The sequence below is a fragment of the Ornithinimicrobium pratense genome, assembly GCF_008843165.1.
GTDB lineage: Bacteria > Actinomycetota > Actinomycetes > Actinomycetales > Dermatophilaceae > Ornithinicoccus > Ornithinicoccus pratensis.
Genome location: NZ_CP044427.1, coordinates 3,118,138 through 3,131,320 on the forward strand (window position 1 = coordinate 3,118,138; position 13,183 = coordinate 3,131,320).

Below are 13,183 nucleotides of genomic sequence, written 5' to 3' on the forward strand. Positions count from 1 at the left end.
CCTCGGACGCGTTCACTTGACGACGCGGACCCTGGACCGGTCCATCGAAAGCGCTACAGCTACGACGATCAAGGCGCCATACACGATCTGCTCGTACGCCGGCGGTACGCCCAGGATGCTCATTCCTACCCGGAGCACGCCGATGATCAACGCACCCACGACCGTCCGCAGAGGGCCGCCGATGCCACCGGTGATCGCCGAGCCGCCCACGATGACCGCAGCGATCGCGGGCAGCAGCAGCGCGTCCGCGAGGGTCGGAGAGCCGCTGTACTGGGAGGAGGACAGCACGATCGCCGCCATCGCCGCGAAGAACCCTGAGGCACCGAACGCCAGGACGCGCACGCGGCGTGTGCGGATCCCCGACATGAGGGCTGCTCGCTCCGCGAGCCCGATGGTGTGCAGCGACTTGCCCCGGGCCAGGAAGGCCATGAGCACGAGCACGAGCACGACGCCGAGCATCGTCGCCCAAAAGCCCAGCGCCACCCCGGCAAACCTCGAGCCGGTCAGCCAACCGATGAGTGGGTAGTTCTCGCCGATCGAGATGGTCGAGGCGCCCGAGAGGCCCAGCGCCACCCCGGACCATAGCCCCATCGCGCCCAGGGTCACCACGAACGACGGGATCTGCGCGTATGCGGAGATGACGCCGTTGAGCAGACCGGCCCCCGTGATACAGGCGATCATGAGGAGGATGCCCGCCACGCCCATGGTGTCGATCCACGACGCCAGCAGGATCGTGCCAAGCGAGGCGAGCACGGCCACCGACAGGTCGATACCCCCGGTGAGGATGACAAAAGTCTGCCCGAGGGCGAGCAGGATGATCGGCACCGAGCTCTCTGCCAGCGTGCTCAGGCTGGGGCCACTCAAGAACGTGGGCTCACGCACACTCACCGCGAGGACGAGGGCGATCAGCATGACCATCGGGAGCGCCGTGACGAGCCTGCCTCTGGATACGGCCCCGCGGCCGGTGCGACGATCCGGTGTCGCGACCTCCACCTCCGTCTGAGCCATCAGACCATCGCCTCCACAAGTTGAATCTGAGTCGGTTTGTTGCCCGGAGCCGCGGGGAACTCAGCGGTCACCGCACCATCACGGAACACGACGACGTGGTGACTCAGCGCGATGGTCTCCTCGAGCGTGTCCGCGAGCAGGATGATCGCCAACCCTGCGGCGCAGGCCTCCCGGACGAACGTGAACACGTCCTCCTTGGCCCCCACATCGAGCCCTCGGGTCGGATGGTCGAGGATGAGCACCTTCAGCTTTGGCGAGCTCAGCCACTTGGCCAAGGCCACCTTCTGCTGGTTCCCACCGCTGAGATTGGCGACGTCGACATGTGGTGTCGGGGTCTTGATCTTCAGCCGCTCGGTCCACTCCGCCACGAGCGCTGAGCGCCGCGAGGGCACGACGACGCCCGCCGTGCTCACAGTGCTGGGGTCAGCAAGCACAATGTTCTCCTCCACGGACAACCCCATGGCTACGCCTTCGGTCCGCCGCTCGGCGGGGATGTAGCCAATACCGGCATCGACGGCGTCCGGTGGTGAGCCGAACGACACCCGGGAGCCCCGGAGTAGCACCTCCCCAGAGTCGAAGGGCTCAGCGCCGAAAAGACTGCGGCACAGTGCTTCGCGTCCGGAGCCGAGCACGCCGGCGAGGCCGAGGACCTCGCCGGCGCGGACCTTGAGGCTGACGTCACGGAAGGACCCGGCCCGGTTGAGCCGGTTGATCTCGAGCACCACCGGGGCATCCTCGGTGATCTCCTGCTGCTCGTCCTCGCGGTAGTAACCGCCACTCGACTCTCTTCCGACCATCAGCCGGTAGAGCTCGTCGACGTCGACCGTCTTGGGGTCCCGCTCGGCGACGACGCGGCCGTCCTTCATGACGTAGACGCGGTCCGAGACGCGCAGGACCTCGTCGAGTCGGTGGGAGACGAAGACTACCGAGGCAATCGAGCGCAGCCGCTCGATCTGCTCGAACAGTGTCTCCAGGTCCTCACCGTCGAGCACCGAGGTGGGCTCATCGAGAATGATGACCGGTTCGTGGGCCGAGCGCTCCTCGACGCCCAGCGCCTTGGCCAGCTCGACCAGCTGACGCTGGGCGAAGGTCAGGGACTCGGTCTTGTCGGTCGGCTTGATCGACGACTGGATCTTGTCCAGTTGCCGCTGCGCGCGCCGGTTGATCTCACCCCAGCGGTACACCCCACCGCGGACTGAGGAGCCCTCGGCGCCCAGCAGGATGTTCTCCGCGACCGACACGGTGCCGATGAGCGACTGCTCCTGGTGGACCATTCCGATGCCGGCGTTGGCCGCGTCCCGCGGGTTGCGCAGCTTGATCGGCTTTCCACGCAGCTCGACCGCCCCCTCGTCGGGGCTGTAGACGCCGGAGAGGATCTTCAGAACCGTGGACTTCCCGGCACCGTTCTCGCCGATCAGGCCCACGACCTCGTGGGGTCGGATGTCCATGCTGACGCGGTCCAGCGCGAGGACGCCGGGGAACCTCTTGGACACATTCTGCAGGGAGATCACGGGTTCGCTCATTTGATGACCCGCGTCCTGTTCCGCAGATGCCAGCCAGTGGCGGCGACCGCAACGACAATGATGGCGCCCTGCAGAGACACCTGGATGTACGGCTGCACGCCGACCAGGATGAGCCCGTTGGCCAGGGTTGCGATGATCAGCGCACCGACGACGGTGTGCAGCACTCCTCCGCGGCCGCCGGCGAGCAGGGTGCCACCGATGACGACGGCGGTGATGGTGGCGAACATCTGACCGGCACCGATCTGGACGTCCCCCACCCCGAGCCGCATCGAGGCCATGGCCCCGCCGAGCCCAGCGGCCGACCCGGAGATCACAAATGCCAAGGTCTTGTACTTCGGGATCGAGATACCGGACAAGCGGGCAATCGCCTCATCGCCACCAATGACGTACGCGTAGCGGCCGGCCCGGGTGAAGCGCTGGATGCCGTAACCGATGAGGACGATGAACAACGCGATGAAGACGAGCTTGGAGAGCCCGAACCACTGGCCCAGACCCCAGCTACGAACCCCCTCATCCAACAGCCGGGGGGCGCGGCCGGCGAAGAGCACCGTGGCGATTCCCATGCCGATAGCCCCGACACCCAGCGTCACCATGAACGAGGGAATCTTGAGCCGGGTATGCAGCACCCCGTTGACCAGTCCGAAGATGGCGCCGACACCGACGCCGGCGAGGACGGCCAGCAGGCCGAAGTCGTTGTCATTGCGGTCGTTGGCCGCCAGCAGCACGACGACCATCGACGACGTCGCCATGACGCCCTCGGTAGAGAGGTCGATCCCTCCCAGGAGAATGACGAACGTCATACCCACTGCCATGACGAGCAGGATCGATGTCTGGTCCGCGATCCCGCCCAGGTTGGCCGCGGTGAAGAACCGGTCGCTCAACAGAGTGAACAACATCAAGAGCCCCACCAGCGCGACCGGCGGACCGACGTTCATCAGGCGGCGCGCCCAGCCCCTCCTGGACTGCCTCGACGGGGGTGCCGCCGGGGCCGGGGACCCTGCCGGACTCTGTGGGGTCTGCAGGTCTTGCGACATCCTTTACCTTTCGTCAGTGCCGTCCGCGGCCAAGGGACGTAGCCGCGGACGGCACTACTTCTTCGGCACAACGAGGAACGGAGTTACTCGATCGGCCCGACGCTGCGAAGGAACGGGTCATCGAGGTCGGGCTGCAGCTCCTCGGCCGTCGGCGCCGACATGTGCTCGTCGACGTTGTCCTGCGTCACCAGGAACTGCGTGCCGTAGAAGGCCCGCTGCTCATCGCTCGCGTCGGCGACGTCGTACTCTCCGATGGCTGCCTGGTAGGCGAGCGCGAGCGGCGCCCCACCCTGCCACCATGCGTCGGTCGTGACCGTGGCGAGGTAGCCGTTCTCACCGGAGCTGATCTCGTCCAGCGCCTCGGGGACCGCATCGACGCCCACAATGGGCACCTCGCCCCCACCGCGACCGGCCGCCTTCAGGGCCTCCAGTGCGCCGAGTGCCATGTTGTCGTTGGCTGCCCAGATGCCCTGGACGTCCTCACCATGCTTGGTCAGCAGGGTCTGAGTGACGCTGTAACCGGTGTTGCGGTCCCATTGCGCTGTCTGATCGTCCAGCAGCTCGATGTCGGGGTACTCCTCGAGCGCCCGTTGCAGACCGGCGAACCGCTGCTGCGCAGGGACATTGTCCAGGATGCCCTGGAGGGCGATGATGCCTCCTTCGCCGCCCATCTCTTCGAACAGCGCAGTCGCGATCTGGTAGCCGCTCTCGTCGCCGTCGAAGGAGATGTGCGAGACCCAGTTGTCACCCACGTCCGGCGGCAGCAGGTCGTCGGGCTTGTTCCACTGCGTCACCACGTACCCGCCCGCGTCGGTCACCGCACGCACGATGGCCTGAGTGTCCGAGGACGTGTTCGGGTCGACGTTGAGCGCGATGGTCTGACCGGAGGCGATGAGCGAGCGGATCTGGGAGAGCTGCTTCTGAGAGTCACCGTCATCGCTGAGGACGGTGAGGTCCTTGTCGACGGACTCGGCAAAGATCTCCGCTCCCTCGACCCAGTTGGCGTGGTAGGGGTTGGACAGAGAACGAATCGCCAGCACGAGTTGCACGTCATCACCCGAGTCACCGTCCGGGGTGCCGGTGGCTGCGCCGTCTGACCCGCCGTCGCCCGAGGAGCATGCGGCGAGGGACAGGGCCGCGAAGACCGCGACGGCAGACACGCCCGTGCGGGTGCGCTTTCGTGAGTTGCGTAGGGAGAACACTCTTACCTCCAACATCATTGGTGGGGCCAGTCGGGGCACCGGGGGTGGCGACGAGCCTCTGGGGAGAGGACTAGGGCCTGCCCGGAACGGAACGGAGAGGTCCTGAGGGTGGTGCTGGTCATCCAGGCGGGCGTTCGGGCCCGCCCGCGTCGGGGCCAACCGGAGGTGCGCCATGTCTCTCCCTCTGCACCGAGAGAGCATGTAGTGATACTACCTACTGCTGAAGGGGTGTCAAGCCTTCCTGGTCCCGCCGTCAACAATTCCCTCGGGACCGGGATGCCAGCCGTCCATGGAGGTCTTGCTCGCCCGGAACCGGGCAAGCTCGCGCTTCATCGTCCGCACCCGGTCGAGATGCTGGGGCCCCTTCTTGACCACCACGGCCGTCGCGAGGATGTCGATGACGACGAGCCCGGCGAGACGGCTGACCATGGGGGTGAACACCTCGGTGTCCTCGTAGGTCTTGGCGATGAGCGCAACGTCGCAGAACGGCACCAGCGGCGTCTGACCCCCCGTCAGGCCGATGATGGTCGCCCCATGGCGCCGGGCCAGCTCGGCGACCTCGAGGACGATGCCGGTGTTGCCGGTGTTGGAGATGATGAAGAAGACGCAGCCCGGCTCGCACATCGAGGCCGCCATGACCTGCTGATGGGCATCGAGTGGGGCGGAGCACGGCACCCCGAACAACCCGCCCTTCTGCTCCGCGTCCTGGGCGATGATGCTTGAGGCGCCGAAGCCGATGAACGTCACGGAGGTTGCCGCGGCCAGATAGTCGACGGCCTTGGAGAGCGCCTCGGGGTCGTAGGTCTTACGGGCTCGGTCAAGGCTGCTGATGGTGTGGTCGAACACCTTCTGCGCCATCGTCTCCACGGAGTCACCAGGCTCGATGCCCGAGTAGGTGACCGGGACCCCGAGGGCGAGCACCTGGGCGAGGTCAAGCTTGAAGGCCTGGAACCCGTCGTAGCCGAGCCGCAGAGCAAAGCGCATGACCGTCGGCTCGGACACCCCGGCGGCGTCGGCCACCGCGGCCATCGTGTAGCCAAGGATGTCTGCCGGAGCGGCCAGCACCACCTGGGCGACCTTCTGCTCGGACTTGCGCAGGCTGGGCATCGCGTCTCGGATCCGTTCGAGGAGGGGCATCTCCTCGACCATCGGGCTCCCGCCATTGGGACTCGCAGTCATCACTTCTCCCCTGTAGATAAGGCATCGTAGCGCTGGGGGCGGCCCGGGGAGGGGGAGCTTTCAGCCACCAAGCTGTGCCGCCTCGCCGGCCAACCTCTCGATGGTGGCCCAGTCCCCCGCGTCAATGGCGGCCTCGGGCGTGATCCACGAGCCCCCGACGCAGGCGACGTTCGCGAGCGCGAGGTAGTCCGCGGCGTTCTTCCGGTTGACCCCGCCGGTGGGGCAGAACTGCAGGTCTGGCAGCGGTCCGCGCACATTGGCCAGGTAGGTGGCGCCGCCCGCCGCCTCAGCGGGGAAGAACTTCATGGTGCGCCACCCGCGGTTCGCGAGCTGCATCATCTCGGTGGTGGTGGCCGCGCCGAGCAGAGCTGGGACGTTGGCGTCCAGGACGGCGTCCTGCAGGTCGGCCGGCGAGCCCGGCGAGACGACGAACCGCGCGCCGGCCTCGACAGCGAGCGTGACCTGCTCCGGGGTGGTCACCGTGCCGGCGCCCAGGACGATGTCGGGCACCTCCGCCGCGATGGCCCGGATCGCCTCGATCGCAGCCGGGGTGCGCAGGGTCAGCTCGATGACGGGCACCCCGCCTCGCACCAGGGCCTTGGCCACGCTCACCGCGGCCTCAGCGCTCGGCACCTTGACGACGGGCACCACCGGGCTCATCCGGCAGATCTCTTCCATCGTGAGGGTCGTAGCCGTGCTCATGGTCTTCACCTTTTCTGGTCGATCTCGGGTGCGGTGCGCCACGTCAGCCACCGCGAGGGGTTCTTCGTCGTCAGGAGTGCCACGCCCTGTTCACCGATGGCCGCGCGCACCCGTGGCAAGAATCGCCGGTAGGTGTAGGCCAGGCCCGGCATCCCGCCGTAGGACTCATACCGGCTGCGCCGGGCGACGTCACCGCCCAGCAGCGTGCGGTCTTCGCCGCCACCGGCGACAACCTTTTCCAGGCAGTCGACCAGCACACTGTCGGGCCACGATTTGTGGCGTGCGCAACCGTCGTAGCCGAGGTAGGCACCGCGTGCCGCCAACTCCAGATGCAGCCCTGGGTCCGGGTTGCGGTCGATATGGGCGAGCGCGACCCGGTCCTCGGGGCAGCCAGCCTCGGCCAGCATGGTCAACACTTCGTGCGCGGCGCTGCCGTGCTCAAGGTGCACCATCACCGGGGCGCCGAGCTCGGCGCTGACTCCGCCGGCGGCCTCGATCGCCCGCCGTTCGAAGGCGCTGACCGACCAGTAGCCGATGCCTACCTTCACCAGGCCGGCGCGGCCGTGGCGGGCGGGCTCGGCATCGTGTGCGTCGCGGTCGTCGACCAGCCCGTCGACGAGCTCGGCACGGAACGCCTGAGCGAGCTGCGCGGTGCTCTTCGCGGTGAGGTCGGGACGTGCAGGATAGTGGGACTCCCGGTGGACGCCGGTGGTGTGCACCACGTGCACACCCAGATCCCGCGAGATCCGCCGCACGGCGCTGGGCACCCGACCGAGCCCGATCGGGGTGGCTTCCACCAGACAACCCACGCCGGCCGCCACGAGGTCCGCGGCCTCCGCACGGCTGTGCTCCTCGTCGTCGAGCTCGTCACCGGGCAGCAGCGGGGTGGTCTGGAAGAGGTGCTCGTGGTAGTTCACTACGCCCAACTCGCCGGGTGCGACGTCGCCGAGGACGGTGCGCACGGCGCGGTCGGTCACAGCAGGGCCGCCCGCTTGGTGAACCAGCCCTCCAGCCGGGAGTATGCGTCGAGGAACAGCTCGTGGTGGCTGCGATAGCTCTCGTGTGCCTCCGGGTCGGGGGCGAACTCCGCGGAGATGTGCGACAGCCCCCGGGCAATGCCGAAGTCCGCCCGACCCAGCCCCACGAGCCCGGTGACCGCCGCGCCCATGCTGTTGGCTTCACGCACCACGGTCCGCCGGCGAACCGGGAAGCCCCAGATGTCGGCAAGGACCTGCAGCCAGGTGTCGCTCAACGCCCCTCCGGCGATGGCATCGACGCCGTCGATCTGACGACCCGCGTCCCGCAGCGCCCCGAGGCAGGTGGCGAGGTTGAAACCCACACCCTCGAGCACGGCACGCATCATGTCCTGGGCCGTGTGGAACCGCTCCAGCCCGACGAAAGCGCCGGCCGCCTCGGCGTTCCAGTATGGCGACCGCTCCCCCATGAGGTGCGGCAGGAAGTACAGCCCGGTGGATGCGCCGCGCCCCTCGGCGGCCCCTTCGACCGCCTCGGCGGTCGACACCCCGGACAATCCCAGCGCCTCGATCGCCCACGACACACTCGCCGCACCCGCCTGCATCGTGGCCGTGGGCACGAACTTTCCCGGCACCACATGGTTGAAGGTCATCGACCTCATCTGGGGGTCGTGGAGCGGCACGTCTGAGGCACAGGAGACCCACGAGGAGGAGCCGAGGCTGACGTATACGCCGTCATCCTCCGCGACCACCCCGGCGCCGACCGCGGCCATCGGCCCGTCGCCACCGCCAGCGACCACCGGGGTGCCAGCACGTAGCCCGACCTGGGCCGCCACCCGCTCGGTGACGTGGCCGACGACGGCGGTGGAGGCCACGATGCGCGGCATGAGCGCCGGGTCGATGCCCGCTGCCTCGAGCACCCGCGCGGACCATTGGCCGCTGCGTTGGTCGTAGGCGTTGGTGCTGGACGCGTCCGACGGGTCAGTCACCAGCTCTCCGGTGAGGAGGTAGTTGATGTAGTCCTTCGCCAGGCAGACGTGGCGCACGCGCCGCCAGACGTCGGGTTCGTTGTCGCGGACCCACATGACCTTCGCGATGGAGTAGGTCGGGTTGAGCTGGTGCCCGAGCTCGCGGTATGCCTCGGCGCCGGGAATCCGGTCGAGCAGCTGGGCGGTCTGTGCCGTCGAACGGTCGTCGGCCCAGATGATGGACGGGCGCACTGGCCGGTAGTCCCCGTCCAGCAGGACAGCGCCCATCATCTGCCCGGAGATGACGATCCCGGACACCGCGTCCGGGGACTCGACGCTGGTGCTGAGCAGCTCACTGGTCGCCTGGCCGACGGCGTCCCACCAGTCATCGGGTGCCTGTTCTGCCACGCCCCCGGGGCGGAAGTCGGTGCCGTACTCCACGGTGGTCGCCGAGAGCAGTCGCCCGGAGTCGTCGTGAAGCGACGCCTTGTTCCCCGTCGTCCCGAGGTCGTGGGCCAGTATCACGGCGAAGAAGCCTTCGCGGTGGCCTCGATACCGGGCGTCACGACTACCTTGCCCTCGTTCCCGGAGAGCGCCGCGGCGAGCGCTGCCCCGGCCTCCTCCAGGCCGTAGTAGGAGGTGATGAGCTCATCGAGGCCGGCCGGCTGGTCGGCAAGGTAGGACATCGCCCACTCGTAGTCGGCCTTGGTGTACATCAGCGTTCCCAGGATCCTCAGCTCGCGGTCCTGCACCAGGTGCAGGGGGAACAGGATCGACTCGGCCGGCACACCGACGACGACGACGGTGCCACCCTTGCGTACCGCGCCGACGGCCTGCGCCGCGGAGGGGACGTTGGTGACGCAGTCGAAGGCGACGTCGAAGTCCTGAGCCTCGGCAATCTGCTGGGAGAACTCTGCGGGGCTCAACGCGGCATCGATGCCCAGCCGCAGGGCACGCTCCCGCTTGACCGGGTCGGTGTCGGTGATGACCACCTGCCGGGCTCCTCGCGCCTTGGCGACGAGAGCCACCAGCACGCCGATGGTGCCAGCGCCCAGGACCGCGACCTTGGCCTCCTCGCCGACCCCGGCCTTGGTGACCGCGTGGGCAGGGGTGGCGAGCGGCTCGATGAGCGCCGCATAGGCATCGGGAAGGTCCGCGGGGATCAGGTGCAGCCGCGAGGCGTCGATCAGGAAGTAGTCGCTCATCCCGCCAGGCGTCTGGCAGCCGAACACGGCGAGCGTCTCGCAGATGTTGTAGTTGCCAGCCAGGCAGTTGGCGCAGGTCCCGCAGGTGAGGTTCGGCTCAACTACGACGCGGTCACCGACCGCGAGGTCCGACACACCTTCGCCGACGGCATCGACCGTGCCGACGACCTCGTGTCCGGGTGAGTACGGGAGGTTCATGAACGGGTGATCACCCTGGACTGCGTGCAGGTCCGACCCGCACAGTCCCACGAGCGTCGAGGCGACCCGCACCTCACCTGGCCCTGGCGCGGCCACCGGCTCGGTGGCCAGGCTGACCTCGGCGCCACCATGAAAGGTGACTCGACGGCTGTTGCGAGACATACCAGTCCTCCTTGGAGATAATCGGGTCGGGCGCCCGCGACGGACCGGGCGGGCCAGGCGTTGTCACCCACCGCTGCCGTGCCACGCTCCGTATGTAGTCATACTACACAGCCGCCGGCGGGCGCCCTGTCGAGCACCCTCTCTGGCGCCGGCGGGCAGCAGCGCGCCGTCAGTGAAGGCTGATCGTCTCCACCGCCGTCAGCTGGTCGCGGATGAAGCGGTTGGCGTGGGAGCCCAGATCGGCGTTGTCCTCCCACAGGTTGCGCCAGATGCCTAGCATGCGACTGAGATCGGGCGCCACCACGGCGGATGAGAACGACTCGAAGGTGATGGGCCCGTCGTAGCCGAGCCGCCCCAGCGCCTTGAAGAAGTTGCCGAAGTCGACGTTGCCGGTCCCGAGGTAACCGCGGTGGCTCTCGCCGATATGCACGTAGTGCAGGAGCTCGCCGGCGTCCAGCACGGGCGCGAACATATCGGACTCCTCGATGTTCATGTGATACGTGTCGAGGTGAATGCCGAGGTTGGGCCGGTCCACGTCAGCGACAAAGCGGGCCGCCTGACGAGCAGTGTTCAGCACGTTCGTCTCATACCGGTTGACGACCTCGAGGCTGACCTTGACACCACGCGCGGCAGCGTGATCGGCGACCGTCCCGATGGTGCGCTTGCTGTTCTCCAGGCCCTGTGTCGTGACCGGGTCCATGTACTTCTTCATCGCGCTGTAGATCACGCCGCACAGGTGGGTGCCGCCCATGTCGGCGAGGACGTCGACAGCGCGCAGGAGGAGCGCCTCGCCTGCCGCCACGACCTCAGGGTCGGTGCTCGTGACGTCCGTGCTGTCCGAGAGACCCAGGGAAGCGCTCGCCTTCAACTCGTTCTCCGCCAGGGCGCTCACTGCCGCCTCGGTATCGAAGGTGAACGGATCCATCAGGGGGTACTCGATGAGGTCGAACCCGGCCTCCTTCGTCTTTCGCGCTGCCAGGCTAATACCCTGCTGGTCAAACGATCCGGTCCAGACCAGGCCGTGACATCCGATATCCATCTGATCTCCTATGTTGGTTTTTCAGAACGACAGAACAATCTTCCCGGACGTCTTGCCCCCCAGATAGTCAGCGAAGAACGCAGGCGCCTCATCGATCGGGACGACATCGGAGACAAAGTCACCCAGCACGAGGTCCCCGCTCTCGACCCAGTCGATGACCTGCTGGTGACACGCGCCCTCCTCGTCCTTGCGCGGCATCTGCTGGAACTTCAGCGTCCAGTTGTACGGGGCGCGCGACCAGTCGATGTGCATGGAGCCCTCTTTGGGCACCCCGTAGCAGAACAGGATCCCGCGGTCCCGCAGCATCGGCAGCGCTTCGTTGATGACGGAGGGATGCCCGACGGCATCGATGACGGCACCCACTCCCCCCGGGAGCAGGTCACCCACCGCGCCGGCGACGTCCACCGCCCGGGAGTTGATGCAGGTGGTTGCGCCGAACTGTTGCATCAGCGAGGCCTTCTCCTCGCTGCGGACGACAGCAATGATCTGGGTGGCTCCGAGCAACCGCAGAAGCCTGGCGAAGGTCATCGCCACGGGCCCTGACCCATAGATGACGACCGGCTCCGCCACGTCGATACCACTCACGTAGATGCTGCTGAGGACCTCGCGCAGCGTCACGATGACCGGAGCGTGGAGTGGCTCGATGGATGCGGGGACGATCGACTGGGCGACAGCCGCCTCCGGGGCCGGGCCTGCCACCGTGCCCGCCTCGAAGGCGGCGATGTCATCGACGAGGGTGAATTCACTGAACGCGCCCCAGGCCGACCCGAGCGGTCGTCCGGCTTCCGTGGGGTTGGGCACGAAGGGCAGCAGGACCACGTCACCGACCGTGTAGGAGGTGACGTCAGTCCCCACCTCGACGACGCGGCCCACCGACTCGTGGCCGAGCACGAGGGGATACTGCGCAGGCTCGATCCCCTTGAAGCTGCCGTGGAGCAGCGTCCCATCGGTGCCGCAGATGCCGCCCCCGATCGTCTTGACCAGTGCCTGATGAGACGCCGGCCGAGGTCGGTCGATCTGCCTGATCTCCACCTTGCCGGCAGTGCCGACCACGAGCGCCTTCATGTCCATCGTGCGTCTCACTCCTTGTCGTCGCTATGCCTCACGCCCGGGCCAAGGATGGGCCCGGCACCGTCGGCACGGTGTCCTTGCTGGTGTTAGACGGTCGTGAATCCGCCGTCGACGATGAGCTCGGCACCGGTCGTGAAGCTGGCCGAGTCGGCCAGGAAGTACACGACGGCGCTGGCTAGCTCCTCCGGGCGGCCCAAGCGCTTCATGGGGGTCAGCTGTGCCCACTGGTCCCTCCAGTCCTCGCGCACACGCGACGTGAGGTCGGTGAAGATGTAGCCCGGGCTGATGCAGTTGACCCGAATCCCACACTCGGCCCACTCGAAGGCCAGGCTCTTGGTGAGGTGCACCACACCGGCCTTCGACGTGTTGTAGGAAGCCTGCAGCTGTGGGTAGTTCACCACGGTCCCGGACATCGATCCGGTGTTGACGATAGAGCCGCTGGTGTCGTTGTCGATGAGCTTCTTCCCGAAGAGCTGAGCGACGTTGAACACGCCGTTGAGGTTGACGTCGATCACCCGTCGCCACTCCTCCGGCGAGGTCTCGATAGCCGGCTTTTGGATAACGATCCCGGCGTTGTTGAACAGCAGCTGGACCGGACCGCAGTCCTGCCACGCCTCGTCGAGAGCGACTCGCACGGCCTCGTGGTCCGTGACGTCGACGACGCCCGTGCGGACCCGGCGCCCCGTACGGGCCCGAAGATCGTCGGCAGTGGTTTCCAGGCTCTCGCGCTCGAGGTCGAAGAGGACGAGATCGGAACCGGCGTGCCCAAGGGCCTGCGCCACCGTCCGCCCGATGCCTCGGGCGCCGCCGGTGACGAGAGTCGTCTTGCCGCGCAGGGAGAACATCTCGTCATGCATTGCGACCCCAGATCGTGGTTGAGGAGGACGAAACTACGGCCCTGTCGTGCGGGCCACCCTG

At 67.5% G+C, this 13,183-nt stretch carries 12 protein-coding genes; all 12 read right to left on the reverse strand.

Translation table 11 applies throughout. The features are described from left to right. Positions 1–12 precede the first annotated feature (12 nt). Positions 13–1,008: an ABC transporter permease gene (locus FY030_RS14395; RefSeq protein ID WP_158062224.1), complete on the reverse strand. Its 996-nt coding sequence runs from the start codon at positions 1,006–1,008 to the stop codon at positions 13–15. After that, positions 1,008–2,531 (reverse strand): sugar ABC transporter ATP-binding protein, encoded by a 1,524-nt coding sequence (locus FY030_RS14400; RefSeq protein WP_158062225.1) that lies wholly within the window; start codon positions 2,529–2,531, stop codon positions 1,008–1,010. Before FY030_RS14400 ends, FY030_RS14395 begins: the two co-directional genes overlap by 1 nt. Then, a complete protein-coding gene (locus tag FY030_RS14405) occupies positions 2,528–3,427 on the reverse strand; it encodes an ABC transporter permease (protein ID WP_238348684.1) in 900 nt (299 codons plus the stop codon). Before FY030_RS14405 ends, FY030_RS14400 begins: the two co-directional genes overlap by 4 nt. A gap of 221 nt (positions 3,428–3,648) precedes the next feature. After that, complete coding sequence (locus tag FY030_RS14410) at positions 3,649–4,725, reverse strand: sugar ABC transporter substrate-binding protein (protein ID WP_192498627.1); 1,077 nt, start codon at positions 4,723–4,725, stop codon at positions 3,649–3,651. Between the two features lie 273 nt (positions 4,726–4,998). Further along, positions 4,999–5,946, reverse strand: coding sequence for an SIS domain-containing protein (locus tag FY030_RS14415; protein ID WP_238348427.1), 948 nt, complete (start codon positions 5,944–5,946; stop codon positions 4,999–5,001). Between the two features lie 60 nt (positions 5,947–6,006). Further along, on the reverse strand, positions 6,007–6,648 hold the full coding sequence (gene eda, locus FY030_RS14420; protein ID WP_158062228.1) for a bifunctional 4-hydroxy-2-oxoglutarate aldolase/2-dehydro-3-deoxy-phosphogluconate aldolase: 642 nt from the start codon (positions 6,646–6,648) through the stop codon (positions 6,007–6,009). A gap of 5 nt (positions 6,649–6,653) precedes the next feature. After that, positions 6,654–7,625, reverse strand: coding sequence for a phosphotriesterase family protein (locus tag FY030_RS14425; protein ID WP_158062229.1), 972 nt, complete (start codon positions 7,623–7,625; stop codon positions 6,654–6,656). Continuing rightward, entirely contained in the window at positions 7,622–9,115 is a 1,494-nt protein-coding gene (xylB, locus tag FY030_RS14430) for a xylulokinase (RefSeq protein WP_158062230.1), read from the reverse strand. Before xylB ends, FY030_RS14425 begins: the two co-directional genes overlap by 4 nt. Beyond that, entirely contained in the window at positions 9,112–10,155 is a 1,044-nt protein-coding gene (locus FY030_RS14435; RefSeq protein WP_158062231.1) for a zinc-dependent alcohol dehydrogenase, read from the reverse strand. Before FY030_RS14435 ends, xylB begins: the two co-directional genes overlap by 4 nt. Positions 10,156–10,324: 169 nt before the next feature. Continuing rightward, the gene (locus FY030_RS14440; RefSeq protein ID WP_158062232.1) at positions 10,325–11,194 is read right to left on the reverse strand and encodes a sugar phosphate isomerase/epimerase family protein; all 870 of its coding nucleotides are present in this window, start codon (positions 11,192–11,194) and stop codon (positions 10,325–10,327) included. A 21-nt stretch (positions 11,195–11,215) separates the two neighbouring features. Beyond that, positions 11,216–12,265 (reverse strand): zinc-dependent alcohol dehydrogenase, encoded by a 1,050-nt coding sequence (locus FY030_RS14445; RefSeq protein ID WP_202879709.1) that lies wholly within the window; start codon positions 12,263–12,265, stop codon positions 11,216–11,218. Between the two features lie 86 nt (positions 12,266–12,351). After that, complete coding sequence (locus tag FY030_RS14450; protein ID WP_158062233.1) at positions 12,352–13,122, reverse strand: SDR family oxidoreductase; 771 nt, start codon at positions 13,120–13,122, stop codon at positions 12,352–12,354. Positions 13,123–13,183: the final 61 nt, after the last annotated feature.